23 protein-coding genes and 1 tRNA gene are annotated in these 24625 nt (G+C 68.8%); 13 read left to right on the plus strand and 11 right to left on the minus strand.

The window, feature by feature from the left end:
* The first annotated feature begins 124 nt into the window (after positions 1 to 124).
* A complete protein-coding gene (locus tag SPF06_RS17380; RefSeq protein WP_323280394.1) occupies positions 125 to 565 on the plus strand; it encodes a MarR family winged helix-turn-helix transcriptional regulator in 441 nt (146 codons plus the stop codon).
* Positions 566 to 605: 40 nt separating this feature from the next.
* Here the strand turns inward: SPF06_RS17380 and SPF06_RS17385 are convergent, their stop codons facing one another.
* Together SPF06_RS17385 and SPF06_RS17390 are read right to left on the minus strand one after the other, a co-directional pair.
* Positions 606 to 1340 (minus strand): zinc ribbon domain-containing protein, encoded by a 735-nt coding sequence (locus SPF06_RS17385; protein WP_323280395.1) that lies wholly within the window; start codon positions 1338 to 1340, stop codon positions 606 to 608.
* A 38-nt stretch (positions 1341 to 1378) separates the two neighbouring features.
* Complete coding sequence (locus SPF06_RS17390; protein WP_323280396.1) at positions 1379 to 2368, minus strand: Nif3-like dinuclear metal center hexameric protein; 990 nt, start codon at positions 2366 to 2368, stop codon at positions 1379 to 1381.
* Between the two features lie 53 nt (positions 2369 to 2421).
* Between SPF06_RS17390 and msrA the strand changes: the two genes are divergently transcribed.
* The 4 genes from msrA to SPF06_RS17410 all read left to right on the plus strand — a co-directional run bounded on the left by msrA (position 2422) and on the right by SPF06_RS17410 (position 6322).
* Positions 2422 to 2946, plus strand: a complete 525-nt coding sequence (msrA, locus tag SPF06_RS17395) for a peptide-methionine (S)-S-oxide reductase MsrA (RefSeq protein ID WP_323280397.1) — start codon at positions 2422 to 2424, stop codon at positions 2944 to 2946.
* Between the two features lie 84 nt (positions 2947 to 3030).
* Positions 3031 to 3963, plus strand: coding sequence for a cysteine synthase A (gene cysK, locus SPF06_RS17400; protein WP_323280398.1), 933 nt, complete (start codon positions 3031 to 3033; stop codon positions 3961 to 3963).
* A 48-nt stretch (positions 3964 to 4011) separates the two neighbouring features.
* A complete protein-coding gene (gene epsC, locus SPF06_RS17405) occupies positions 4012 to 4590 on the plus strand; it encodes a serine O-acetyltransferase EpsC (protein ID WP_323280508.1) in 579 nt (192 codons plus the stop codon).
* Between the two features lie 124 nt (positions 4591 to 4714).
* The gene (locus SPF06_RS17410; protein WP_323280399.1) at positions 4715 to 6322 is read left to right on the plus strand and encodes a purple acid phosphatase family protein; all 1608 of its coding nucleotides are present in this window, start codon (positions 4715 to 4717) and stop codon (positions 6320 to 6322) included.
* Positions 6323 to 6412: 90 nt separating this feature from the next.
* Here the strand turns inward: SPF06_RS17410 and gndA are convergent, their stop codons facing one another.
* The 3 genes from gndA to SPF06_RS17425 all read right to left on the minus strand — a co-directional run bounded on the left by gndA (position 6413) and on the right by SPF06_RS17425 (position 9773).
* A complete protein-coding gene (gndA, locus tag SPF06_RS17415; protein ID WP_323280401.1) occupies positions 6413 to 7849 on the minus strand; it encodes an NADP-dependent phosphogluconate dehydrogenase in 1437 nt (478 codons plus the stop codon).
* Between the two features lie 215 nt (positions 7850 to 8064).
* On the minus strand, positions 8065 to 8835 hold the full coding sequence (locus tag SPF06_RS17420) for a glucose 1-dehydrogenase (protein ID WP_323280402.1): 771 nt from the start codon (positions 8833 to 8835) through the stop codon (positions 8065 to 8067).
* Complete coding sequence (locus SPF06_RS17425) at positions 8832 to 9773, minus strand: NAD(P)-dependent oxidoreductase (protein WP_323280403.1); 942 nt, start codon at positions 9771 to 9773, stop codon at positions 8832 to 8834. Before SPF06_RS17425 ends, SPF06_RS17420 begins: the two co-directional genes overlap by 4 nt.
* A 59-nt stretch (positions 9774 to 9832) precedes the next feature.
* Between SPF06_RS17425 and SPF06_RS17430 the strand changes: the two genes are divergently transcribed.
* Entirely contained in the window at positions 9833 to 10924 is a 1092-nt protein-coding gene (locus SPF06_RS17430; protein WP_323280404.1) for a D-2-hydroxyacid dehydrogenase, read from the plus strand.
* A 164-nt stretch (positions 10925 to 11088) separates the two neighbouring features.
* Here SPF06_RS17430 and SPF06_RS17435 read toward each other — a convergent pair whose 3' ends face one another.
* A complete protein-coding gene (locus SPF06_RS17435; protein ID WP_323280405.1) occupies positions 11089 to 12441 on the minus strand; it encodes an MFS transporter in 1353 nt (450 codons plus the stop codon).
* Between the two features lie 134 nt (positions 12442 to 12575).
* Entirely contained in the window at positions 12576 to 13391 is an 816-nt protein-coding gene (locus tag SPF06_RS17440; protein WP_323280406.1) for an IclR family transcriptional regulator, read from the minus strand.
* A 343-nt stretch (positions 13392 to 13734) separates the two neighbouring features.
* Between SPF06_RS17440 and SPF06_RS17445 the strand changes: the two genes are divergently transcribed.
* Positions 13735 to 14487, plus strand: a complete 753-nt coding sequence (locus SPF06_RS17445) for a sigma-70 family RNA polymerase sigma factor (protein WP_323280407.1) — start codon at positions 13735 to 13737, stop codon at positions 14485 to 14487.
* An 85-nt stretch (positions 14488 to 14572) separates the two neighbouring features.
* On the opposite strand, the gene SPF06_RS17450 is transcribed toward SPF06_RS17445, so the two are convergent.
* From SPF06_RS17450 to SPF06_RS17460, 3 genes are all read right to left on the minus strand, one after another.
* A tRNA-Val gene (locus SPF06_RS17450) sits at positions 14573 to 14645 on the minus strand.
* Between the two features lie 84 nt (positions 14646 to 14729).
* Positions 14730 to 15215, minus strand: a complete 486-nt coding sequence (locus SPF06_RS17455) for a peroxiredoxin (RefSeq protein WP_428985790.1) — start codon at positions 15213 to 15215, stop codon at positions 14730 to 14732.
* An 8-nt stretch (positions 15216 to 15223) separates the two neighbouring features.
* The gene (locus tag SPF06_RS17460; RefSeq protein WP_323280409.1) at positions 15224 to 15637 is read right to left on the minus strand and encodes a DUF3052 domain-containing protein; all 414 of its coding nucleotides are present in this window, start codon (positions 15635 to 15637) and stop codon (positions 15224 to 15226) included.
* 313 nt (positions 15638 to 15950) lie between these two features.
* Here SPF06_RS17460 and aceE point away from each other — a divergent pair, with 313 nt between their 5' ends.
* The 6 genes from aceE (at position 15951) to fabF (ending at position 23958) form a co-directional block, all read left to right on the plus strand.
* Positions 15951 to 18692 (plus strand): pyruvate dehydrogenase (acetyl-transferring), homodimeric type, encoded by a 2742-nt coding sequence (gene aceE / locus SPF06_RS17465; RefSeq protein ID WP_323280410.1) that lies wholly within the window; start codon positions 15951 to 15953, stop codon positions 18690 to 18692.
* A gap of 158 nt (positions 18693 to 18850) precedes the next feature.
* The gene (locus SPF06_RS17470; RefSeq protein WP_323280411.1) at positions 18851 to 20089 is read left to right on the plus strand and encodes a PucR family transcriptional regulator; all 1239 of its coding nucleotides are present in this window, start codon (positions 18851 to 18853) and stop codon (positions 20087 to 20089) included.
* Positions 20090 to 20265: 176 nt separating this feature from the next.
* Positions 20266 to 21219 carry an ACP S-malonyltransferase gene (locus tag SPF06_RS17475; RefSeq protein WP_323280412.1) on the plus strand — a complete coding sequence of 318 codons (954 nt, stop codon included), beginning with the start codon at positions 20266 to 20268 and terminating at the stop codon, positions 21217 to 21219.
* On the plus strand, positions 21216 to 22277 hold the full coding sequence (locus tag SPF06_RS17480; RefSeq protein ID WP_323280413.1) for a beta-ketoacyl-ACP synthase III: 1062 nt from the start codon (positions 21216 to 21218) through the stop codon (positions 22275 to 22277). The genes SPF06_RS17475 and SPF06_RS17480 overlap by 4 nt, the downstream gene beginning before the upstream one ends.
* Before the next feature lie 107 nt (positions 22278 to 22384).
* Positions 22385 to 22630, plus strand: a complete 246-nt coding sequence (locus SPF06_RS17485; RefSeq protein WP_323280414.1) for an acyl carrier protein — start codon at positions 22385 to 22387, stop codon at positions 22628 to 22630.
* 92 nt (positions 22631 to 22722) lie between these two features.
* Positions 22723 to 23958: a beta-ketoacyl-ACP synthase II gene (gene fabF, locus SPF06_RS17490; RefSeq protein WP_323280415.1), complete on the plus strand. Its 1236-nt coding sequence runs from the start codon at positions 22723 to 22725 to the stop codon at positions 23956 to 23958.
* 110 nt (positions 23959 to 24068) lie between these two features.
* Here the strand turns inward: fabF and SPF06_RS17495 are convergent, their stop codons facing one another.
* Positions 24069 to 24572 (minus strand): DUF3145 domain-containing protein, encoded by a 504-nt coding sequence (locus SPF06_RS17495; RefSeq protein ID WP_323280416.1) that lies wholly within the window; start codon positions 24570 to 24572, stop codon positions 24069 to 24071.
* Between the last annotated feature and the right edge of the window lie 53 nt (positions 24573 to 24625).

Consider the following 24625-nt stretch of genomic DNA (forward strand, 5'->3'; position numbering starts at 1 on the left):
AGTTTCCTACGAGCAAAAGCAGCGCATGCATTAATTGTGCGTGCAACTAAAATCCTTGCACACGCCGACTATGTGCGCAAGCTGGTATACTGAGGAAGTCAGGTTCGTCTGCAAGGGAGCTGAAATGGGCGTCGCCGACGACGCAGTCGAGATTCGCGCGGGAGGCTGGCGCACGCTCGCCGCACTGCACGGGCTCATCGAGGCCAGCCTCGAGCGCGCGCTGCAGAAAGAGCACGGGCTCTCGGTCGTCGAGTTCACCGTGCTCGATGCGCTGAGCCGTCAGGCCGGATGGCACATGCGGATGCAGCAGCTCGCACGCGCCGCTGCCCTCTCGAGCAGCGCAACGACCCGGCTCGTCACGCGGCTCGAAGATCGCGGACTCCTGACTCGCGTCCTCTGCGTGGACGACCGCCGCGGCATCTACACCGAGCTCACGCCAACCGGCCGCGCGCTCCTCGGGGAAGCACGGCCGACACACGACGCAGTGCTCGAAGAAGCGCTCGCAGAGGCAGCCGCGATCCCCGAACTCGAGGCGCTCGTGCGCGTCCTCGTGCCGCCGCGCTAGGCCGCGAAGCCCCGCTGTCTGCCCTCAGGCCCTGCGGCCATCAGACCCATTCGGGCGAGCGGACGAGGATACAGCCTGAGTCGGGGCAGAACACGATGTCGTCCTCGGCCGCGCCCCTGATCGCCGCAAGGTCGCCGGGGCTCAGCGCCATGCCCGAGCCCTCGGACGTCCCGTGGAAAAGCCTCGCGGCCCCGACGCCTCGCTTCGCGAGGGTCTTCTCGTAGACCTCGACGAGCGCGCCGTCGATCCGGGCCGCGAAGGCCTCCCTGTCCTGCGCCACGTGCACCCGCTCCTCGGCGATCTCGGCGATCTGGGCGTCGAGCTCCGCGCGCAGCGCCGACGAGGCCGCCCGGGCGGCGTCGAGGGCCGCGGCGGCCGCGGTCTGCTCGGCCCGGAGGCCGTCGAGCCGCTCGAGGATTTCGAGCTCGGCGTCCTCGAGGTCGGAGCGGCGCGACGAAAGGGCCGCAATGTCCTGCTGCAGGGCCTGGAGATCCTTCGAGAGCCCGCCGGCATAGAGCCGCGCCTCGTCCCTCTCGATGCGTGCCGCGACTTGGGCGACGCTGTCCTCCGCCTTGACGAGTTCTGCCTGGCCGTCCCTCACGGCGCGGTCGGCCTCTCCCGCCGCTCTGGTGGCAGAGGCGAGCGAGTCGTTCACGCGGCCGAGCCGCGGATCGGCCTCAAGCGCCCTGCGGCGCACGTCGAGAGAGCGCAGCTTCGCATCGAGGGCCTGGAGGTCCAAGAGCTTGAGCTGTTCGGCGGCGGGCGCCTTCGGCATGATGCCTCCTCGCGGATCGTCGGCTCGTGGCTGCGACTCTATCCCTCGCTCGGCGTCAGGATGAAGTCCCACGGGTCGGTGTTGACCGTCGAGACCCTGATGTCGATTGTGTGGCCCTGATCTCGCAGCACGTTGTCGAGGGCCTGGGCGGCCGCCGGAAGCCACAGCCACTCGCTCGCGAAATGGCTTACGTCGACGAGATAAGGGCGCCCATCCGGGCTCGCCTCGCGAGCCTCGGAAGCGGGATGGTGCCGGAGATCCGCCGTCACGAAGACGTCGGCATTCGCAGCGCGCACGTTCTCGAAGAGGCTGTCTCCAGCCCCTCCGCAGATCGCGACACGCCGAACGAGCCCGTCGCGGTCGCCGGAGACCCGCACTCCCCCGGCGACGGCGGGGAGGAGCGCGAAGAGCTCGCCGGCGAAGTCGGCGAGGCTTGTGAGCTCCGGAAGGCTTCCGACGCGCCCGATTCCCTCCTCCGGCAGGCCGTTGGCCGACTTCGCGAGCGGCTCGACGTCCTCAAGCCCGAGTGCGTCCGCGAGGACGTCGGAGACGCCCCCGACGGCGCTGTCCCCGTTCGTGTGCACGGTCAGGAGTGCCGTGCCCGATTCGATGAGGCGGTGCACTGCCCGGCCCTTCGGGGTGTTCGCGGCCACCGAGTGGACGCCCCGCAGGAGGAGCGGGTGGTGCGTGATGAGCAGGTCGGCTCCCCAGCCCACGGCTTCCTCGATGACTTCGAGCACGGGATCGACGGCGAAGAGGATCTTCGAGACCTCGTGCGAGGGGCGCCCCGTGACGAGCCCGACGGCGTCCCAGTCCTCGGCAAGCGACTCGGGCCACAGCTCCTCGATGGCGAGGAGCACCTCGGCGAGAGTGGCAGCGGGAGCCGGCGCGGCGCCGTCGTCGTTCGTTGCCTCGAAGCCTTCGCCCGCCGTCGCCTCGGCTCCTTCGGCGAAAAGTTCGGCCGGCTGCTGGGCGGGGATCCCGGCTGCGCGAATGGGCTCTTCGGGCGCGGAGCTCTCGTCAGACAAAGGCTCAGTCCTCTCTCGGGAATCTTCCGCTTGTCCCGGACATTGTAGGCAGCATGAAGACCTTCATCCTGGGCGGCGGATGCTTCTGGTGCCTCGACGCCGTGTACCAGAAGACCAAAGGCGTGAGCTCCGTCGTCTCGGGCTACATCGGCGGCCATTTCCCGAATCCCGACTACTACAGCGTGTGCAGCGGCATGACGGGCCACGCCGAAGTCGTCGCGGTCACCTTCGACGAGGAGGTCATTCCGCCGAAGACAGTGCTCGACCTCTTCTTCGCGATCCATGATCCGACGACGCCGAATCGCCAGGGCTACGACGTCGGGACCCAGTACCGCTCGTCGATGTTCTACGTCGACGACGAGGAGAAGTTCCTCTTCGAGGAGGCGATCGAGAGGAATCAGCACCTCTGGGACCGGCAGATCGTGACCGAGGTGACCCGGGCAAGCACGTTCTATCCCGCCGAGGAATTCCACCAGGATTATTACGCGAAGAATCCGGACGCCGGCTATTGCCACGTGATCATCAATCCCAAGCTGGCGAAGGCGAGGAAATATTACTCGGCGTGGCTTGACGTGTAGCCGTCATTTCGGCGCATCGCTAGGCTGAGCGCGGCCCGCCCATGCTGCCGCGGAAGCGGCACGTCTCGACAACAAAGGAAGCCCATGCGCATCTACGACGATGTCACCCAGCTGGTCGGCAACACGCCGCTCGTCCGGCTCAACCGCCTCACGGAAGGCCTCGGCGCCGACGTCGCCGTCAAGCTCGAGTTCTACAACCCGGCCAATAGTGTCAAGGACCGCATCGGCGTCGCGATCATCGACGCAGCGGAGAAGTCCGGCGCGCTCAAGCCGGGCGGCACGATCGTCGAGGGCACCTCGGGCAACACGGGCATCGCGCTCGCGCTCGTGGGCGCCGCGCGCGGCTACAAGGTCATCCTCACGATGCCCGAGACGATGTCGACCGAGCGTCGCGTGCTGCTTCGCGCCTACGGTGCCGAGATCGTCCTGACCCCGGGTTCCGAGGGCATGCGCGGCGCGGTCGAGAAGGCCCAGGAGATTGTCGCGAACACCGAGAACTCGATCTGGGCCCAGCAGTTCGCGAACCCGGCCAACCCTGCGATCCACCGCGCCACGACCGGCGAGGAGATCTGGAACGACACCGACGGCAAGGTCGACATCTTCGTGGGCGGCATCGGCACGGGCGGCACGATCACCGGGGCTGGCCAGCTCCTCAAGGAGCGCAAGCCGGGCGTCAAGGTCGTCGCGGTCGAGCCGAAGGACTCCCCCATCCTCAACGGCGGCGCCCCGGGCCCGCACAAGATCCAGGGAATCGGCGCCAACTTCGTCCCCGAGGTGCTCGACACCAACGTGTACGACGAGGTGCTCGACGCGACGCTCGAGGACTCCGTCGCGACGGCGCGCGCGCTCGCGACCCAGGAAGGCATCCTCGGCGGCATCTCCGCGGGGGCCGCGGTGTGGGGAGCGCTCGAGCTCGCGAAGCGCCCGGAGAACGCGGGCAAGCTCATCGTCGCCATTGTTCCCGACTTCGGCGAACGGTACATCTCCACTGTCCTCTTCGACGACATCCGCAGCTAGGAATCGCCTCGGCGCCCGGGCTGCGGTAGAAAGATCTCTGTGTCATTGATCAAGCGCACCTTCGCGCGGCTCCTCGAGGACCTCGAGTCCGCGAGGGCCCACGACCCCGCAGCCCGGGGCAACGTCGAGAACTTCTTCGCCTACTCCGGACTTCACGCGATCTGGATCCACCGCCTCACGCACCGGATGTGGCAGAATCCGGAGCTCCGCTTCCCCGCGCGGCTTATCTCACAGGCGGGCCGATTCCTCACGGGGATCGAGATTCACCCGGGTGCCACGATCGGCCGCCGGTTCTTCATCGACCACGGCATGGGCGTGGTCATCGGCGAGACCGCGGAGATCGGCGAAGACGTCATGATCTACCACGGCGTGACGCTCGGCGGGCGGTCCCTCGCCAAGGTCAAGCGCCACCCGACAATCGGGGACGGCGTGACGATCGGCGCGGGCGCCAAGGTCCTCGGGCCGATCACGATCGGGGCGGGCAGCGCCGTGGGCGCCAACGCCGTCGTCGTGAAGGACGCGCCGCCGAACTCGATCGTGACAGGCATCCCGGCCACGTGGCGCCACCGCGACGCGGAGAAGGAGACGAAGCCCGCGGTCGACCCGGCGGAATATTACTACATCTGAGCCTGGCCGCCGTCGGCGAGGGGACACTTGACGCTCCCAACGTGACGCGTTTGTTCCCCGCCGCGGCACAAGCCGTTCACGTGGCGTTCGCCCGCCGTCGTCGCCGCCTTGGCATGCTCGGCGCATGACAACGACCCCTCCCGAGAATTCCCCCGTCACCCGGCGTCGTCTGCTCATCGGCGCTGGCCTCGTCGCCGCGGCCGGCACCGCAGCCCTCGCCTCCCCCGCCCAGGCCGCGCCGGGCTCCCCCGCCTCGTCCAGCAAGGACCTCCCGGGCTCGCTGTCCGCGACCGATCCCGCGGCCGTCCCGACCGTCGACGGCCTCCACCTGCAGTTCGGCACCGACGCGTCGAGCGCCATGGTCATCTCGTGGCACACGCTCCAGCCGGTCGCGGACGCTCGGGCCCTCCTCGGGGACGGTCACGGCAACTTCGCGGCCTCCGTCGCCGCCACGACCAAGAGCTACGTCGACGGCAAGTCGGGCCGGACTGTCTACGCCCACCACGCGGCGTTCACGGGGCTCAAGCCGGAGACCGGCTACCTGTACGCGGCCGTCCACGAGGGCGCCACGCCCGAGTTCGGCACGTTCACGACGGGGCCGCGCGGGCGCGCCCGCGTGACGTTCACGAGCTTCGGCGACCAGGGCACGCCCACGCTCGGCAGGAAGCAGGCGGGGACCACGACGTGGGTCAACGACAACCTCGGCTCCCCCGCGGCAGGCGACACGACGGGCGGCGTCGAGCGCGTCCAGCCGATGTTCCACCTTTTCAACGGCGACCTCTGCTACGCCAACATCGCCACGGACCGCATCCGCACGTGGTGGGACTTCTGGGCAAACAACTCACGCAGCGCGCGGAACCGGCCATGGATGCCTGCGGCGGGGAACCACGAGAACGAGCGGGGCAACGGCCCCATCGGCTACGAGGCGTACCAGACGTACTTCAAGGTTCCCGAGGCCTCCGGCCAGACGGACGTGACGCGCGGCCTCTGGTACAGCTTCACCGTGGGCGCGGTACGAGTCATCTCGCTCGCGAATGACGACGTGTGCTACCAGGACGGCGGCAACACGTACGTGCGCGGCTACTCGGACAGTGCCCAGAAGACGTGGCTCGAACGCGAGCTCGCTGAGGCGCGGTCGAGCCAGGACATCGACTGGATCGTCGTGTGCATGCACCAGGTGGCCATCAGCACGGCGAACAACTTCAACGGCGCCGATCTCGGGATTCGGCAGGAGTGGGTGCCGCTCTTCGACAAGTACGGCGTGGACCTCGTCGTGTGCGGGCACGAGCACCACTACGAGCGCTCCCACCCGATCCGCGGGCAGCAGCAGAACCAGACGCTCACCCCGGTGCCGACTGCGACCGACACCCAGACCGTGGACACGACGCAGGGCACCGTGCACATGATCCTGGGAGGCGGCGGGACGTCAGCGCCGTCGAACCAGCTCCTGTTCACGCCGCCCGAATGCCGCGTCATCGTCTCCGTGTCGGCGCAGCCGGACCCGTCCTCGGGGCACCGGACTCCGGTCTACGTGCACGAGCAGGCGCCCTGGTCCGCCGTGCGCGACGCGGCGAACTCCTATGGGTTCGGCGCGTTCGAGGTCGATCCTGGCGCCGCGGGCGGAGAGACGACCATGAAGGTCACGTACTACAACGTGACGGGCGTGGGCGGCGGCCTTGAGACGTTCGAGACGTTCACCCTGCGCCGCCCTCGATCGGACGTGCACCGCTGACCCGCGCGTCGCCGCGGTCAGACGGACGACGGCGCCGCTCACCTCGCGCGAGGTGGGCGGCGCCGTCGTTCGTGCGCCCCGCGGGACGGGTCAGTGGGTGTCGACCGCCGAGATCTCCGAGCGATCCTCGCCCCACAGCGTGTGGAACGTGCCCTCGCCGTCGACGCGCTGGTACGTGTGGGCCCCGAAGAGGTCACGCTGGCCCTGGATGACGGCGGCCGGGAGGCGCTTGCGGCGCAGGCCGTCGTAGTACGCGAGCGACGACGAGAAGACCGGGACCGGGATACCGAGCTGGACGGCGGTCGCGACGACGCGGCGCCACGCCGGGACGGCGTCCCCGACCGACTTGACGAACGCCGGGGCGAACAGGAGGTTCGCGGGCTTCTCCTCGCCCTTGTAGGCCTCCATGATGTCCTTGAGCAGCTCGGCGCGGATGATGCAGCCCGCGCGCCACAGCGACGCGATCTCGTCGAGCTTGAGGTCCCAGCCGTATTCCTTCGCCGCGCTCGAGAGCATGTCGAGCCCCTGCGCGTAGCTCACGAGCTTCGACGCGTAGAGGGCCTGGCGCACGTCCTCGACGAAGTTCTCGGGGAGGCTCACCTCGGCCTCGTGGCCGGCGAGGGTCTCCTGTGCGATCTCGCGCTGGGCGCGCTGCGACGAAATGCCGCGGGCGAAGACGGACTCGGCGATGCCGGAGACCGGCGAACCGAGGTCGAGGGCGGACTGGACCGTCCAGCGGCCGGTGCCCTTCTGGCCTGCGGCGTCCACGACGACGTCGACGAACGGCTTGCCGGTCTTCGCGTCGACGTGCTTGAGCACCTCGGCGGTGATCTCGATGAGGAACGAGGACAGCTCGCCCTTGTTCCACTCCTCGAAGATCGCGGCCTGCTCGGCCGGCTCGATCCCGGCGCTGCGGAGCAGGTCGTAGGCCTCGCCGATCACCTGCATGTCGGCGTATTCGATCCCGTTGTGGACCATCTTGACGAAGTGGCCCGCGCCGTCCGTCCCGATCCACGCGCAGCAGGGCGTGCCATCGGCGGCCTTGGCGGCGATCTTCTCGAGCAGCGGCCCGAGAGCGTCGTAGGACTCCTTCGAACCGCCGGGCATGATCGACGGTCCGTTGAGCGCGCCCTCCTCGCCTCCCGAGACGCCGACGCCCACGAAGTGCAGGCCCTTCTCGGCGAGTGCTGCCTCGCGGCGGCGCGTGTCCTCGTAGTGCGAGTTGCCAGCGTCGATCACGATGTCCCCCTCTTCGAGGAGCGGGACGAGCTGGTCCACGACGGCGTCGACGGGTGCGCCGGCCTTGACCATGATGAGCACGCGGCGCGGCTTCTCGAGCGAGTCGACGAGCTCCTGGAGGGTCTCCGTGCGGACGAAGTCGCCCTCGTCGCCGTGCTTCGCAAGCAGGGTGTCGGTCTTCTCGACGGAGCGGTTGTGCAGCGCCACGGTGTAGCCGTTGCGAGCAAGGTTTCGCGCGAGGTTCGCGCCCATCACCGCGAGGCCGGTGACGCCGATCTGTGCAGACATGTACTCTCCGTTTCTCGGGGCCCCGCCCGCGTGGGTTCGCGGGCCCGGGGCCACAGCCAGTGCCTGAGGACAACGCTAGTCGACAGCGGTCGGGCGCGCCTTTTCTTGACAGCCTATTTCGGTCTACCTAACTTTCCCGCTGCCACACGGCCCGTCACGCGTGAGGCGCGCGAAACGCGCCCGACACACGGCGGCGCGGACGCGGCGTCGGCGGATCACACGACGACGGTCATCCCGCCGTCGACGAAGATCGTCTGACCGTTGACGAAGTCGGACGCATCCGAGGAAAGCCACACCACGGGCCCTGCTATGTCCTCGACCGTTCCCCATCGGCGAGCGGGCGTGCGGCCGAGGATCCAGGAGTTGAACTCGGGATCGTCGACGAGGTTCTGCGTCATCTCGGTGTGGATGTAGCCCGGGGCGATGCCGTTGATCTGGAGGCCCGAGGCCGCCCACTCGGCCGCCATCGCGCGGGTGAGGTTGCGGAGGCCGCCCTTCGCGGACGTGTAGGCCCCGATCGAGGGCCGCGCGAGGTCGGTCTGCACCGAGCAGATGTTGATGATCTTCCCGGCGCCTCGCTCGGCCATGCCCCGCGCAGCCTCGCGGCCCACGAGGAAGGCGCTCGTCAGGTCGGTGCGGATGACCCGATCCCAATCCGCCGGATCGAGGTCGAAGAGGGGGACTCGGTGCTGAATGCCGGCGTTGTTGACGAGGATCCGCAGAGTCCCGGCCTTGGCCTCGGCCTCGGCGACGCCGGCCGCGGCGCCTTCGGGATCGGTGACGTCGAAGGCCACCGCGTGGATGCGGTCCTCGCCGTGCTCGGACGCCAGCTCGCGGCGAGCCGCCTCTGCCCGCTCCGGATCCCGCCCATGCAGCACGATCGTGGCGCCCGCGGCCGCGAGGCCTCGAGCGAGGGCGTTGCCGATCCCGCGGCTCGAGCCCGTGACGAGGGCCGTCCGGCCGGTGAGGTCAAAAAGCGCGCTCATGAAACGATTTCCTCCTGGGGTGGCGTGGACGCGAGGCCCGAGCGGCGGCGCGCGAGCTCGTGGACGACGGCGAGGTCGAGATCTCCGAGACCCTCGTCGACGAGGTCCCCGTACACGGCCAGGGCGGCGCGAGCGAGAGGCAGGGCGGCGCCGGCCTCCGACGCGGCGGCCTCGACGAAGCGAAGATCCTTGAGCATGAACTTGCTCGGCCCGGTGGGCGTGTAGTCGCGTGCCGTCATGCGCGGCGCGAGCTGGTCCATGACGCGGCTGGCCGCTAGGCCTCCCGAGAGGACGCCGAAGAGCTCGGCGACGTCGAGGCCCCCGGCCTCGGCGAGCACCGCCGCCTCGGCGAGCGCCGCCGCGGTCGCCCCGACGATGAGCTGATTGCAGGCCTTCGCGAGGGAGCCGGCGCCGAGCGGGCCAAGGTGGACCACGTTCGTGCCCATAGCGCCGAACAGCGACGCGAGCGCGGCGAAATCGCCGGCTTCGGCGCCGACCATGATCGCGAGCGTGCCTTCGACGGCACCGGCCCGACCGCCGCTCACGGGGGCGTCCACGACGACGGCGCGCCCCCCGCTTGCGTCGGCGACGGCGGCGCCGAACTGCTTGACGCCCACGGGAGAGACGCTGCTCATGACGACGACGCGGGTTCTCCTCGCAGGAGGCTCGGCAGCCCACGCCGTGAGGAGGGACGCGGCAGCATCCTCGATCAGGGGAAGGTCCGGAAGCATGAAGACGATGGAATCCGCGCCTGCGAGGTCGGCCACCGACTCGACAGGCTCGCCGCCCGCCTCGACGAAGGGCGCGTACGCGCCGGCCGAGCGGTTCCAGCCCCTCACTCGCCACCCGGCTGCCAAGAGGTTGGCGGCCATGGGGCCTCCCATGAGGCCGAGTCCGACGAACCCGACCGTGGCGCGCACCTCATTGTCCAGTGCCACGTGGTCTCCTCTCACGATGTCTGTTCAGTATATTAGCCGTCATTCAGTAGAATGGACACATGACTCCAGAATCGTCCTTCCCCGCACCCGCGTCCCCCCCGGACGGGCAGCTCAAGGTGGCCATCGCCGTCCCCCTCGAGGCCGAGCACGTCGACGCGATCCGCGCCGTCGACCCTGGCATCACGGTGCTCTATGAGCCGGACCTCCTCCCGCCCGAGCGCTTTCCGGCGGACCACTCCGGTGACCCGGACTTCACGCGTTCCCCAGCTGCCGAAGCCCGGTACTGGGAACTCGTCAACTCGGCCGACATCCTGTACGGCTTTCCGAACGAGTCCCCCGCCGGGTTCGCTCGCGTCGTCGCCGAGAACCCCCGCCTCTGCTGGGTCCACGCGATGGCGGCCGGCGCGGGCGGCGCCGTCAAGGCAAGCGGCGTCTCGACGTCCGAGCTCGAGCGCGTCGCCGTGACGACGTCGGCCGGCGTCCATGCGCTCCCGCTCGCCGAGTTTGCGGTCATGGGCATTCTCAACGGGCTCAAGCGCACCGCCGAGCTCGCCGTCGACCAGCGCGCGAAGCACTGGCCGGATCTGCGGATTCCCACGCGCCTTGCTTCGGGCTCGCACATCGTCATCGCGGGCCTCGGCGAAATCGGGCTCGAGACGGCGCGCCTCGCCCGCGCCCTCGGCATGCGCGTGAGCGGGACGAAACGCCACGCCGATCCCATCCCCGGCATCGACGAGGTGGCCACGGCGGACCGACTCCCGGAGCTCGTCCGCACCGCGGACGCCGTCGTCAACACGCTGCCCGGCACGCCTTTCACAGAGCGCCTCATCGGCCGCGACGTCTTCGCCGCCATGCGCCCGGGCACGATCCTCGTCAACGTCGGCCGCGGCACCGTGGTCGACGAGACTGCCCTGCTCGAGGCCCTCGACAGCGGAACGGTCGGGTACGCGTGCCTGGACGTGTTCGCGGTCGAACCGCTTCCGGCAGATTCCCCGCTATGGCACCACCCGCGCGTCGTCGTCTCGCCGCACACGTCGGCACTCAGCTCGGCGGAGAACCGGCTCATCGCCGAGCGCTTCGCGGGCAATCTGCGCAAGTTCCTCGACGGCGAGCAGCTCCCGCACCGCGTGGACCCGGTTCACTTCTACTGAGCAGCCCGCTTGTCCTGAGCAGGCCCGGCCGCCGGGCCGGGCCGGACACGGGAACGGGGCTTCCGCTGCGGCGGAGGCCCCTTCATGCTGTCTGGATGCGACACCCCAGCCGCGAGCGCGGCCCGGCACATGCCGGGCCGCGCTCGTCGCTCAGGCCGCACGGCTCAGGCGCCGTCCTCGAGAGCCGTCAGGTCCCGGCCCTTCGTCTCGCGGATCGTGAACGTCGTGCCGAACGTGATGAGCGCGAGCACAAGAGAGAAGCCGGCGAGGACGACCCACGAGTTATGGGTCGACGCGAGGAGGATCGCGATGACGAACGGCACGAGGCCCGAGGCGACCATGGCGGACACCTCGCGGCTGAGCGCGACGCCCGTGAAGCGGCGGGTCGCGCCGAACATCTCCGGCAGGAGCGAGCACTGCGGGCCCAGGGTCGACTGGACGCCGATTCCCGTGCCGATGGCCACGACCACGAACACGAGCCATGGCTGGCCGAGCGTGAGCAGATAGAACGCGGGGATCGCGATGGTCGCCTGGAAGAGTGCCCCGTAGCGGTACACCTTGACTCGGCCGACGCGGTCCGAGAGAGCCCCGAAGAAGACGACGGCGAGGGCGGCGACGCCGGCGGCGATGAGCAGCGCGACGGGCCCGATGGCCTTGTCCCCCTTGAAGGCAGCGACAGTGCCGAGGAAGGACACCGTGACGGCCGAATAGATCGACGAATTGCCGTTCTCCGCCATGCGGATGCCGATGCCCTTGAGGACCGTGCGCCACGACGACTTGACGACGGCGCCGATCGGGTTCTTGACGACCTCCTGGTGCTTCTCGAGCTCCTGGAAGACAGGCGTCTCCTTGAGCCGGAGACGGATGACGACCGCCGTGGCGATCAGGATGAACGAGCAGAGGAACGGCACGCGCCACAGCCAGTCCTGGACAACCTTCTGGTTGACGAGGCCGAGGAGGGCGAATGTCCCAGCCCCCAGGAGAGTGCCAAGCTGGATGCCGACGAAGGGCAGGGCGGCAAAGAATCCGCGGCGCCGGGCCGGAGCCACCTCGGAGATGAGCGTCGTGGCACCTGCCTGCTCGGCGCCCGCGCCGAGGCCCTGGAGGATGCGCAGCGAAACCAGGAGGATCGGCGCGGCCGCGCCGATCTGGCTGTAGGTGGGCAGCACGCCGATGAGGAAACTCGCCGAGCCCATGAGCAGGATCGTGCTGAGGAGGACGACCTTGCGGCCCCAGCGGTCGCCGATGAATCCGAAGATGAAGCCGCCTAGCGGGCGCGCAACGTACGCGATGCCGAAGGCAGCGAAGCTCGCGATGATGTTGGCATCGCCGAACGGGGCGAAGAAGAGGGGCCCGAAGACGAGGGCCGTCGCAAGGCCGAAGATGTAGAAGTCGTAGTACTCGAGGGCGGATCCGATCGAGCTCGCGAGCGTCGCGCTGCGAAGCTGGACCGGATCGACAACCTCGTCGCGCCGCGGACCCGCCGGGACGGCGCGGTCGAGGGGGCTGGTGTGCATGTGTACTCCTTTGGACTCGCCGAAGCGTGACGCGGGTGAGGCATCAGCTCGGCGTGACACCGATCACTGTACTGAATAGCGTACAGAATCCTGAACGGATGTCCAGTGGAGTGAACTCAGTTCACGTCAGTGCCTCAGCCCATCGGATTGCCGAGGGCGCGCGCGAGCTCCTTGAGCTCGGCAACCATCGACGCCTTCTGCGCTTCTGTGAACGTCGCCTTGAGCGCTGTGACGCTGACGCCAAGATTGGGGCCATGGGCGCCACGCGTCGGCACGGGAACGGCGAGGCAGACCACGCCGAGCGTCGACTCCTCGTCTTCGAAGGCATATCCCTGCTCGCGCGTGCGGCGAAGCTCCTCCTTGAAGGCCTTGCCCGTGCGGATCGAGCGCGGCGTGAGCACGGGAAGCTCGGCATCGTCCGGATACATCGACTCCCAATCGCGCTCATGGAGGCGCGCGACGAGCGCCTTGCCCACCCCACACAGGGACGCCGCCATCTTGTCCCCGATCGTCGAGGTGAGGCGCACCGCAGGATGGCCCTCGTAGCGCGCGAGGTAGATCACATGGTCGCCGTCGAGGAGCGCGATGCGGACGGTCTCATGTGCGAGCGTCGGGGCCTGGGCGCAGAACTGGTAGAACTCGCGGATCTCGTCGCGGCGGTTGAGATATGACGCCCCGAGCTCCACCAGCTTCCGGCCGAGCGAGAAATCGCTCCCCTCGCGGGAGACGAGGCCCGCGTCCTCGAGCGCCTGGAGGATGTTCGACGTCGATGACTTGGGGATGCCCAGCTCCCGTGCGAGATCGCTGAGAGTCGCCCGTCCGCTCGGCGACGACGCGAGGACGTCGAGGACCGCGGCGGCTCGCGTGACGGCGGGGGCGGGAGACGACGACGGCGATTCGTCGCGCGGCCGCTCGATCTCGGACGTGACTGCTGACTTGCTCGGTGCCACTGCACTCCTTAAATCCGCGGGATGCCCGCCCGTGTTAGATCCGCGGGATGCCCGCCGTTCTGTCCAAAATACTGGACATGGAACATGATACTGTGCACAGCCGCGCCCGGCCTGTGAAGCGCACGACGACGTTAGGTCCGTCGGACTTGATCCTTCACCCAATGTTCACCTAGGATCCTCTCTCAGAGCCTCCCACCGCGGCATCCCCCCAATGGCTGCGGCGGGAGGCTCTTTCCATGCCAAAAACCCGGCCCGATCGACGCAGGGCAGGCGCCGGCCTCGCGCGCATCGATAGACAGAACTTGATAGACAGAACGGTCTGTCTACTCCTATCGTCGCAGGTATGGCCCCACATCCCGTTTCGGTTGGCCCGTTCCTCTTCGAGGACGCCATCGGCGACACCGGGACCGCGCCGCGCGCGGCCGCACGCCTCGCCGTCGAATATCTCGGCGTCGCGGACGCGCTCGCAAGCCGGTTTCACTGCCCCAATCACGATCCGGACGATCTCCGCCAAGTCGCCCGCCTCGGCCTCCTCAAGGCCGCACACCGCTATCGCACCGGCCATGGGCACGGGTTCGTGCCTTATGCCGTCCCCACCATCACGGGCGAGCTCAAGCGGTATGTACGAGACCAAGCCTGGATCGTCCGCCCGCCGCGGCGCGTCCAGGAGCTGAGGCTCCGGATCAATTCGGTCAGGCCAGGCCTGGCCCAGCGGCTCGGCCACGACCCGACCGCCCGCGAGCTCAGCGACGAGATCGGCCTGCCCATCCAGCAGGTCTCCGAGGCCCTCATCGCCGACGCGACGATGGCACCGGATCCCATCGAGTCCTCAGACGCGCCCGCTGAACCGGAAGGACGCCGCACCGCCGTCGTGCCCTCGTGGGACGAACCGGGCTTCATGCGCTTCGAGGCCCGACACGATCTCGCTGAGGCGCTCGGAGATGCCTCCGAACGGGATCGGGAACTGCTTCGGCTGCGATTCGTCGAAGAGCTGACCCAGCAGGAGATCGCGGACTCGCTGGGCGTGAGCCAAATGCAGGTCTCCCGCCTCCTCCGGCGGCTCCTCGGCCGGCTCCGCCGCCGCATGGCGGCATAGCTGGCCGCATTGACGATTCATCGAAGAGCCGTGGCAGCAGAACGCCCGCCGCTCAGAATTGGACCGAGCGGCGGGCGAATAAAGGTGGGTCCTACCGGGATCGAACCGATGACATCCACGGTGTAAGCGTGGCGCTCTACCAGCTGAGCTAAAGACCCATGCCGGGCATTCCGGCGATCCCCCACTCTACCCGAGCGCTCGGGGCGGGGCGAACCGCGGGCGAGCGGCGCCGTCGTCGTCCGTCAGCTCCGCACCCCAGCCGAGACGGCGGCGAGTGCCTCCCGGTACTCGGCCAGGCTCCGGGCCTGCCCGCGGGGATTGACGATGCTGTAGCGCACGATCCCTTCGGCGTCGAGGATGAACGTGCCGCGGAGGGCCATGCCGCTGCCCTCGTCGAAGACGCCGAACCGGCGCGCCACCTCGCCGTGCGGCCAGAAATCGGCGAGGAGGTCGAAGTCGTAGCCTTCGGCCTCGGCAAACGCCCGGAGCGCGAACTTGCTGTCTACGGACACGGCGAGGACGTGGGCATCCACGTCGGCGAACGGAGCCCAGTTGTCGCGGATCTCGCACAGCTCGGACGTGCAGATGCCCGAGAACGCGAACGGGAAGAACAGGACGACGACGGGCTTGCCCCGCAGGGACGAAAGGCGCACGGGCTCGCCGAATTGATTGGGAAGTTCGAAATCAGGGGCTTCCTGGCCCTCGGCGGGCGCTGCGTCTCCCAGCATGCTGTCACTCATTTCTTGCGCGCGAGGCGGGTCGCGTGCCAGTCCTTCGAGACGCCGGCGGTCGACGTCGAATGGAGGCCGGCGGTGGGCGCCGCCTCCTGCACCTCGACGGGCGGAACGTAGCCGTCGCGCCCCTGCTTGGGCGTGAGGAGCCACACGACGCCGTGCTCGTCGAGCGTCGTCTGGGCGTCTACCAGCATGTCGACGAGGTCGCCGTCGCCATCGCGCCACCACACCACGACGGCATCGACGACATCATGGTCATCCTCGTCGAGAAGCTCGGAGCCGACGAAGTCCTCGATCGCATCCCGGAGGTCCAAATCGACATCCTCGTCGTAACCGTACTCCTGGATCAGGTCTCCATCCTTGAAACCCAATCGCCCCGCCACATTGCTTCCCGCGGCGGTGTCGGTCTCGCCCACGTTCTTCCTCCTCGCCCAGAGCGCATGTATCCCTTGTATTTCAGCATCGTGGACCCTGTTTTGCCCCATGCTGCAGGGAATGTACCTATAAGCCAACACCGTTTGGCGCGTAGCATCAAGCGCACGCGCTGCAAGGGCGGGCGGTCGCCGCTAGAGTGACAGGGAGCGCGCCGCTGCTCCGGCCGGGGAACCCTGCCGTCGGTGAGGGCGCTTACACGAAAACGGGGCCTGAACGTTGAGCCCCAGCGACGATATTGCCCGGCGTCCGGCTGCCACCCGCTCCGGTCCAACGGGCTCGAAGAGAGGTTTGGACGTGTCTGCAGGAGAAGAGACCTCGCACATCCTGAGCGGTCTGACGAATCAGCTGCCCGACCGCGACCCCGAAGAGACCGCCGAATGGATCGAGTCTCTCGACGCCCTGATCGAACAGCATGGCACCGAGCGCGCGCAGTACATCATGCGCAGCCTGCTCCAGCGCGCCGGCTCGCGCAGCGTTGGCGTCCCCATGGTCACGACGACGGACTTCGTCAACACGATCCCTGCGGACCAGGAGCCCGAGTACCCGGGCAATGAAGAATTCGAGCGCCGTTACCGCGCGTACATGCGGTGGAACGCGGCGATCATGGTGCACCGCGCACAGCGCCCCGGCATCGGGGTCGGCGGGCACATTTCCACCTACGCAGGCGCGGCCACGCTCTACGAGGTCGGCTTCAACCACTTCTTCCGCGGCAAGGACCACCCCGGCGGCGGCGACCAGGTCTTCTTCCAGGGGCACGCCTCCCCGGGCATGTACGCGCGCGCGTACATGGAGGGCCGCCTCTCCGAGGAAGACCTCGACGGCTTCCGCCAGGAGAAGTCCCACAAGGGCCACGCGCTCTCCTCGTACCCGCACCCGCGCATGATGCCCGAGTTCTGGGAGTTCCCGACCGTCTCGATGGGCATCGGGCCCATGAACGCGATCTACCAGGCACAGGCCAACCGCTACCTGCACAACCGCGGCATCAAGGACACGTCAGACCAGCACGTGTGGGCGTTCCTCGGCGACGGCGAGATGGACGAGCCCGAAAGCCGCGGCCTGCTCCAGCTCGCCGCCAACGACAACCTGGACAACCTGACCTTCGTGGTCAACTGCAACCTCCAGCGCCTCGACGGCCCGGTGCGCGGCAACGGCAAGATCATCCAGGAGCTCGAGGCCTTCTTCCGCGGCGCGGGCTGGAACGTCATCAAGGTCATCTGGGGCCGCGAGTGGGACGCGCTCCTGAAGAAGGACGACAACGGCCAGCTCGTCAAGGTCATGAACGAGACGCTCGACGGCGACTACCAGACGTACAAGGCTGAATCCGGCGGCTTTGTCCGCGAGCACTTCTTCGGCAAGACGCCGGAGACGAAGGAGCTCGTCGCGGACTACTCGGACGAGCAGATCTGGAACCTCAAGCGCGGCGGCCACGACTATTGGAAGGTCTACGCCGCCTACAAGGCCGCGACTGAGTTCGAGGGCAAGCCGACCGTCATCCTCGCGATGACCGTCAAGGGCTACGGCCTCGGGCCGCACTTCGAGGGCCGCAACGCGACCCACCAGATGAAGAAGATGACGCTCCAGGACCTCAAGGACTTCCGCGACCATCTCCGCATCCCGATCACGGACGAGCAGCTCGAGGCCGATCCATACCAGCCGCCGTACTACCACCCGGGCGTGGACGCCCCCGAAATCCAGTACCTCATGGAACGCCGCAAGGCGCTCGGCGGCTTCCTCCCCGAGCGTCGCGACGAGAAGAAGGCCGTCGCGCTCCCGGACGAGAAGTCGTACGACGTCGCTCGGCGCGGCTCGGGCAAGCAGCAGGCCGCGACCACGATGGCCTTCGTTCGCCTGCTCAAGGACCTCATGCGGGACAAGGAGTTCGGCAAGCGCATCGTGCCCATCGTCCCCGACGAGGCGCGCACGTTCGGCATGGACGCGTTCTTCCCGACGGCGAAGATCTACAACCCCAAGGGCCAGAACTACCTCTCGGTGGACCGCGACCTCGTGCTCGCCTACAAGGAAGCACCCGAGGGCCAGATTCTGCACGCGGGCATCAACGAGGCCGGGTCGACGGCGGCGTTCACCGCCACCGGCACGTCCTACGCGACGCACGGCGAGGCGCTTGTGCCCGTCTACGTCTTCTACTCGATGTTCGGCTTCCAGCGGACCGGCGATTCGTTCTGGGCCGCGGCCGACCAGCTCACGCGCGGCTTCATCATCGGCGCCACGGCGGGCCGCACGACCCTCACGGGCGAGGGCACGCAGCACGCGGACGGCCACTCCCCCATCCTCGCCTCGACCAACCCGGCCGTGGTCTCCTACGACCCGGCGTACGGCTACGAGATTGGGCACATCGTGCGCGCGGGGCTCGAGCGCATGTATGGCGGGAACCACCCGGACCCGAACGTCATGTACTACCTCACGGTCTACAACGAGCCGATCGTCCAGCCGGCAGAGCCCGAGGAGCTCGACGTCGAGGGCCTGCTCAAGGGCATCTACCTGCTCGCCCCGGCGAAGATCGACGGGCCGCGCACACAGCTCCTCGCCTCGGGCGTCTCGGTGCCGTGGGCGCTCGAAGCCCAGCAGATCCTCGCCGAGGAATGGGGCGTCTCGGCCGACGTGTGGAGCGTCACCTCGTGGACCGAGCTCCGCCGCGACGGCCTCGCCGCCGAGCAGGAGGCGTTCCTCAACCCGGGCCAGGAACCGCGTGTCCCGTTTGTGACGCAGCAGCTCGCGGGCGCGACGGGCCCGATCGTCGCCGTCACGGACTACATGAAGGCCGTGCCGGACCAGATCCGCCAGTTCCTGCCGAACGAATTCGCGACGCTCGGCGCCGACGAGTTCGGCTTCGCCGACACGCGCGCTGCCGCCCGCCGGTACTTCCACATCGACAGCCACTCGGTCGTGGTCCGCGCGCTCCAGATGCTCGCGCGCCGCGGAGAGGTCGACGCCGATGCGCCGCGCCAGGCATTCGAGCGGTACCGGCTGCTCGACGTCAACGCCGGGACGACGGGCAACGCAGGCGGCGAGAGCTGACCTCACGTCGCCCAGGCGATCATCACGACGGCGGCGCTCCCTCCCACGCGGGGGCGCCGCCGTCGTCGTTCTCTCGGCCAGCCGATCCGGCACGTGAGGCCCGCTTGTAGCCTTCGCACAAATTCCGATCCCGGGGACGCGCATCCTATGCTCTTCACATGCAGCCCTCGCCGCCCGCCCCCGGAGGTGCCCGCAAAGGCCGCTTGAGCGTCTCCCCCGCCAAGGCCGAGACCCTCAAGAAGCTGCGCAGCAGCGTCGGCCAGCTCTCGACGACCACGACGCGGGAGCTCGAGCGTTCCCTCCCCTGGTACAGCCGCCTGAGCGCCGACGAACGCTCGGCGCTCGGCCTCGTCGCGCAGAACGGCATCGCTGCGTTCGTGACGTGGTACGAACGGCCGAGCCAGCCCTCATGGGTCCTTTCCGACGTCTTCGGCAACGCGCCGACCGAGCTCACGCGCTCGATCAGCCTCCAGAAGGCGCTCCAGCTCATCCGCATCGTGGTCGAAGTCGTCGAGGACCAGGTGCCGAACCTCGCGCTCGAGGAGGACCAGCCGGCGCTCCGCGAGGCCGTGCTCCGATACTCGCGCGAGGTCGCGTTCGCAGCCGCCGATGTCTACGCGCGCGCCGCCGAGACCCGGGGCTCGTGGGACACGCGGCTCGAGGCGCTCATCGTCGATGCGATCCTGCGCGGCGAGAACACGGACGCCCTCCGCTCGCGCATCGCCGCCCTCGGCTGGAAGGCGCAGGAGCGGTTCACGGTCATGGTCGGCAGCTCGCCGCTCGAGCCGAGTCCGAGCTACGTCGGCGAGGTGCGCCGCATCGCTGGCCGCTACGCACAGGATGCGCTCGTCGGCATCCAGGGCGACCGCCTCATCCTGATCCTCGGGGGGATCGACGAGGACGAGGCCGCCTATGCCAAGCTCAGCGAGCTCTTCGCCCCCGGCCCTGTGGTCTTCGGGCCCCAGGCCGAGAGCCTCCCGGAGATCAGCGCTTCGGCGCAGGCGGCCTTCGCGGGCCTCTCGGCGGCGCGGGCGTGGCCCAATGCGCCCCGCCCTGTCGCGGCCGACGACCTCCTGCCCGAGCGCGTGGTGGCGGGCGACGACGCCGCGCGTCGCGCGCTCGTGCAGAAGATCTACCGTCCGCTCCTCGCGGCGTCCAACGGGCTCATCGAGACGCTCGGCGCGTATCTCGAGCTTGGCCATTCGCTCGAGGCGACGGCCCGCGAGCTCTTCGTCCATGCGAACACCGTGCGGTATCGCTTGAGAAGAGTGTGCGACGTGACGGGGTGGGATCCGCTCCTTCCGCGCGAGGCCTTCGTGCTCCAGACGGCCCTCGTCGTGGGACGGCTGGCCGCGACTCCGAACGGGCGCGAACGCGCGGGCCGGCAGGGTGGATAGGGCCCGACGACGGCCGGTCGCCAAGCGGGCAAACCGCGGCGAAAGGACATTTGACACAACCGTGAAACACCGCTCGTCGCCGAGTCCACCGTTGTAGACTTCCTACAATCCGGGTTCTGGAGCTTGGTGCGCGCAGGCACCGCTGGAACCGCCTACCCTTTGGAAAGCTGGATAACGTGCTAGCAATTGTCTGCCCTGGACAGGGCTCCCAGACGCCGGGCTTCCTCGCCCCGTGGCTTGAGCTGCCATCTGCCGCAGAGCATCTCGGCGAGCTCGGCGAGGTCGTCGGCCTCGATCTCGTGGCCCACGGAACCACGTCGGACGAAGAGACGATCAAGGACACGGCTGTCGCCCAGCCCCTCATCGTTGCCGCGGGCCTCGTCGCCGCCCGCTCGCTGTTCGACGTCGAACTCTCGACGCTTCCCGTCGTCCTCGCCGGGCACTCTGTCGGCGAGATCACGGCATCGGCCCTGGCCGGCGTCCTGAGCGAATCCGACGCCATGACGTTCGTCGGCCTGCGCGCGCGGGAGATGGCCAAGGCGGCCGCCGCGACCCCGACCGGCATGAGCGCCGTCGTCGGCGGCGACCCAGACGAGGTCCTCGCGGCGATCAAGGCCAGCGGCGCCACCCCGGCCAATGTCAATGGCGGAGGGCAGATCGTGGCCGCGGGCACCCTCGAGCAGCTGGCCGTCCTCGCCGAGAACCCGCCGGCGAAGGCTCGCGTGATCCCGCTCAAGGTCGCGGGCGCGTTCCACACCCAGCACATGGCCCCCGCGGTCTCGGCGCTCGAGGAGCTCCGGCCCAAGCTCACGGTCGCAGACCCCGAGGTTCCGCTCCTCTCCAACTACGATGGCCAGAGGGTCACCCAGGGGCCCGCCGCCGTCGAGAGCCTCGTCGCCCAGGTCTCGCGGCCGGTCCGCTGGGACCTCTGCATGGAGACCATGCAGTCCCTCGGCGTCACGGGCCTCATCGAGCTCGCCCCCGCGGGCGCCCTCACGGGCCTCGCCAAGCGCGGGCTCACCGGCGTCAAGACCGTCGCCGTCAAGACCCCGGCCGACCTCACGGCCGCCCTCGAGCTGTTCGCTGCGGACGCCGAGCAGAACCCGTCGACGGAAGAGGAACCCGTATGACCACGACCGAGCTGCGGCAGGCTCCCACCCGCGCCTATTCGCGGATTCTGGGCATCGGCGCGTACCGGCCCTCCGTCGTCGTCACGAACGACGACGTGTGCCAGTGGATCGACTCGTCCGACGAGTGGATCCGCCAGCGTACGGGCATCGTGACGCGCCACCGCGCCCCGGCCGAGGTCGAGCTCATCGACATGGCCGAAGGAGCTGCGCGCGAGGCCCTCGAGAAGGCCGGCATCGAGGGCTCCCAGCTCGGCGCCGTCATCGTCTCGACCGTCACCCACCCGTACGCGACGCCGTCCGCCGCCGCCCTGTTGTGCGACCGGCTCGGCGCGACGCCCGCCCCGGCCTATGACATCTCGGCGGCGTGCGCCGGCTACTGCTACGGCGTCGCGCAGGCCGATGCCCTCGTCCGCTCGGGTGCCGCCGAGTACGTGCTCGTGGTCGGTGCGGAGAAACTCAGCGACTTCATCGACAACAGCGAGCGGAGCATCTCGTTCCTGCTCGGCGACGGCGCGGGTGCCGTCGTCGTCGGCCCGTCGGAGACTCCCGGCATCGGCCCCTCGGTGTGGGGCTCCGACGGCAGCAAGTGGAACACGATCGGCATGACCCACTCGCTCCTCGACGTGCGCGACCTCTCAGAAGAGGCCGAGCGCGACGGCGCGGGCAACGCGGCCGCCGTCCTCGGCACCGAGGCGAAGATCTGGCCCACACTGCGCCAGGACGGACAGTCCGTGTTCCGCTGGGCGGTCTGGGAGATGGCCAAGGTCGCCAAGCAGGCCCTCGACGCCGCGGGAATCCAGGCCTCGGACCTCGGAGCGTTCGTGCCGCATCAGGCCAACATGCGTATCATCGACGAGATGGTCAAGCAGCTCAAGCTGCCTGAGAGCGTCGTCGTCGCCCGCGACATCGCGGATGCCGGCAACACCTCGGCGGCGTCGATCCCGCTTGCCGCCCACCGGCTCCTCGCGGAGAACCCCGATCTGAGCGGCAAGCTCGCGCTCCAGATCGGTTTCGGGGCCGGGCTCGTGTTCGGCGCCCAGGTCATCGCCCTCCCCTAATCCCCCCAGCGGACCGGGCAAACCGCCCGTTGCGCTTGAGCCAAGCCGCACAAGCGGCTTGCACAGCGAGCCCGGCGCAAGCCGGCCAACCGAGAAAAGGAGCCGACATGGCTAGCAACGAAGAGATCCTCGCCGGTCTGGCCGAGATCATCAACGAGGAGACCGGCCTGGCCCCCGAGGCCGTGCAGCTCGAGAAGTCCTTCACCGACGACCTCGACATCGACTCGATCTCCATGATGACCATCGTGGTCAACGCCGAGGAGAAGTTCGGCGTGCGCATCCCCGACGAGGAGGTCAAGAACCTCTCGACCGTGGGCGACGCCGTGGACTTCATCGCCAAGGCCCAGGCCTGACCCACCTCCTGCGACGGCCGGTACCGAACGGTGCCGGCCGTCTGCTCCATCCAGACAGCCGTCACCGGCTCCTACTCGCGAAAGAGTGAAGCATGGCCCGCAAAGTTGTCATCACCGGACTGGGCGCCACCACCCCCATCGGCGGCGACGTTCCCACCCTGTGGCAGAACGCGCTCAAGGGCGTCTCCGGCGTCCGTCGGCTCACTGACGACTGGGTCGAGGAGTTCGATCTGCCGGTCAAGATCGCGGCGAAGCTCTCCGTGCCCGCGGAGGAAGTCCTCGGTCGCGTCGAGATGAAGCGCATGGATCCCTCGACGCAGTACGGCGTCATCGCGGCACGCGAGGCGTGGAAGGACTCGGGCATCGAGGAGATCGACCACGATCGCCTCGCCGTCGCCTTCGCGACCGGCATCGGCGGCGTCTGGACCCTCCTCAACGGATGGGACACCCTCAAGGAGAAGGGGCCGCGCCGCGTCCTGCCGATGACGGTCCCCATGCTCATGCCCAACGGCGTGGCCGCGGCCGTGAGCCTCGACTTGGGCGCCCGGGCCGGGGCGCACACCCCAGTGTCGGCGTGCGCCTCGGGCACCGAGGCGATGGCTGTGGGACAGGAACTCATCCGCGCGGGCAAGGCCGATGTCGTCATGGTCGGCGGCGCCGAGGCGGCGATCCATCCGATGCCGATCGCTGCCTTCGCGTCGATGCAGGCCCTGTCCAAGCGCAACGATGACCCCGAGCGCGCGTCGCGGCCCTACGACCTCGACCGAGACGGCTTCGTCATGGGCGAAGGCGCCGGCGCGCTTGTGCTCGAGGCCGAAGAGCACGCGCTTGCTCGTGGGGCCCGCATCTACGCCGAGCTCGCGGGCACGTCCGTCACGGCGGACGCGTACCACATCACGGCACCCGATCCCGAGGGCCTGGGCGCCACGCGTGCGCTCAAGGCCGCGATGTTCGACGCGCGGATCCAGGCCGAGGACATCGTGCACGTCAACGCACATGCCACGTCGACGCCCGTGGGCGACAAGCCGGAGTACACGGCGCTCAAGGCGGCGCTCGGCTCTCACGTCGACAGCGTGGCCGTCTCGGCCACGAAGTCGCAGATGGGCCACCTGCTTGGGGCCTCCGGCGCCGTCGAGGCCGTGCTCACCGTTCTCGCGGTGCGCGACCGCAAGGCCCCGGCCACGATCAATCTCGATCACCAGGACCCCGAGATCCCGCTCGACGTCGTCACGACCGCGCGTGATCTCCCCCAAGGCGACATCGTGGCACTGAGCAACTCGTTCGGCTTCGGCGGCCACAACGCGGTCATCGTCGTGCGCAATCACTGACGCGACGTTCTGACGAGACACGTGTGGGGCCCGCCGTTGGCGGGCCCCACACGTGTCTGCGACGGAGTCCTCTGGGTCGGCTGCGGTCGCCTGCCCGACCACGGGCCTGCTCAGCCGACCTGATGGAGCCAGCGGACCGGAGCGCCCTCGGCCGCGTGGCGGAAGGGCTCGAGTTCCTCGTCCCATGCCTCGCCGAGGGCGAGGGACAGCTCGTGGAAGACCACCGCGGGGTCGCCGGCACCGGATTCGTACGCGTACCGGATGCGATCCTCCGAGACCATGATGTTGCCGTGGACATCTGTGGTCGCATGGAAGATTCCAAGCTCGGGCGTATGGGACCAGCGGGCCCCGTCGACGCCCGGGCTGGGCTCCTCGGTGATCTCGTAGCGCAGATGCGCCCATCCCCTCAGGGACGACGCGAGCTGCGCGCCGGTTCCAGGAGAACCGACCCACGAGAGCTCAGCGCGGAACATTCCGGGCGCGGCAGGCTGAGCCGTCCACTCAAGATCCGTCCGCTTCTCCACGACGGATCCGATGGCCCACTCGACGTGCGGGCATAGCGCACTCGGTGACGAGTGCACGAACAGCAGACCACGAGTCATCACTGCAGACATTCGATCCTCCATCGCTGTCGGTACGTCTTCCCCTACGACCGTCAGCGCACGGA

The organism is Sinomonas terricola, assembly GCF_034931225.1.
GTDB classification, from domain to species: Bacteria; Actinomycetota; Actinomycetes; order Actinomycetales; family Micrococcaceae; genus Sinomonas; species Sinomonas terricola.

Bases quoted from the DNA above. Each gene is read 5' to 3' on its own strand.
- SPF06_RS17380 (WP_323280394.1), top strand. From the start codon at position 125: ATGGGCGTCGCCGACGACGCAGTCGAGATTCGCGCGGGAGGCTGGCGC.
- SPF06_RS17385 (WP_323280395.1), bottom strand. From the start codon at position 1,340: ATGCCGAAGGCGCCCGCCGCCGAACAGCTCAAGCTCTTGGACCTCCAG.
- msrA (WP_323280397.1), top strand. From the start codon at position 2,422: ATGAAGACCTTCATCCTGGGCGGCGGATGCTTCTGGTGCCTCGACGCC.
- cysK (WP_323280398.1), top strand. From the start codon at position 3,031: ATGCGCATCTACGACGATGTCACCCAGCTGGTCGGCAACACGCCGCTC.
- SPF06_RS17410 (WP_323280399.1), top strand. From the start codon at position 4,715: ATGACAACGACCCCTCCCGAGAATTCCCCCGTCACCCGGCGTCGTCTG.
- gndA (WP_323280401.1), bottom strand. From the start codon at position 7,849: ATGTCTGCACAGATCGGCGTCACCGGCCTCGCGGTGATGGGCGCGAAC.
- SPF06_RS17420 (WP_323280402.1), bottom strand. From the start codon at position 8,835: ATGAGCGCGCTTTTTGACCTCACCGGCCGGACGGCCCTCGTCACGGGC.
- SPF06_RS17430 (WP_323280404.1), top strand. From the start codon at position 9,833: ATGACTCCAGAATCGTCCTTCCCCGCACCCGCGTCCCCCCCGGACGGG.
- SPF06_RS17435 (WP_323280405.1), bottom strand. From the start codon at position 12,441: ATGCACACCAGCCCCCTCGACCGCGCCGTCCCGGCGGGTCCGCGGCGC.
- SPF06_RS17445 (WP_323280407.1), top strand. From the start codon at position 13,735: ATGGCCCCACATCCCGTTTCGGTTGGCCCGTTCCTCTTCGAGGACGCC.
- SPF06_RS17455 (WP_428985790.1), bottom strand. From the start codon at position 15,215: ATGCTGGGAGACGCAGCGCCCGCCGAGGGCCAGGAAGCCCCTGATTTC.
- SPF06_RS17470 (WP_323280411.1), top strand. From the start codon at position 18,851: ATGCAGCCCTCGCCGCCCGCCCCCGGAGGTGCCCGCAAAGGCCGCTTG.
- SPF06_RS17480 (WP_323280413.1), top strand. From the start codon at position 21,216: ATGACCACGACCGAGCTGCGGCAGGCTCCCACCCGCGCCTATTCGCGG.
- SPF06_RS17485 (WP_323280414.1), top strand. From the start codon at position 22,385: ATGGCTAGCAACGAAGAGATCCTCGCCGGTCTGGCCGAGATCATCAAC.
- fabF (WP_323280415.1), top strand. From the start codon at position 22,723: ATGGCCCGCAAAGTTGTCATCACCGGACTGGGCGCCACCACCCCCATC.
- SPF06_RS17495 (WP_323280416.1), bottom strand. From the start codon at position 24,572: ATGTCTGCAGTGATGACTCGTGGTCTGCTGTTCGTGCACTCGTCACCG.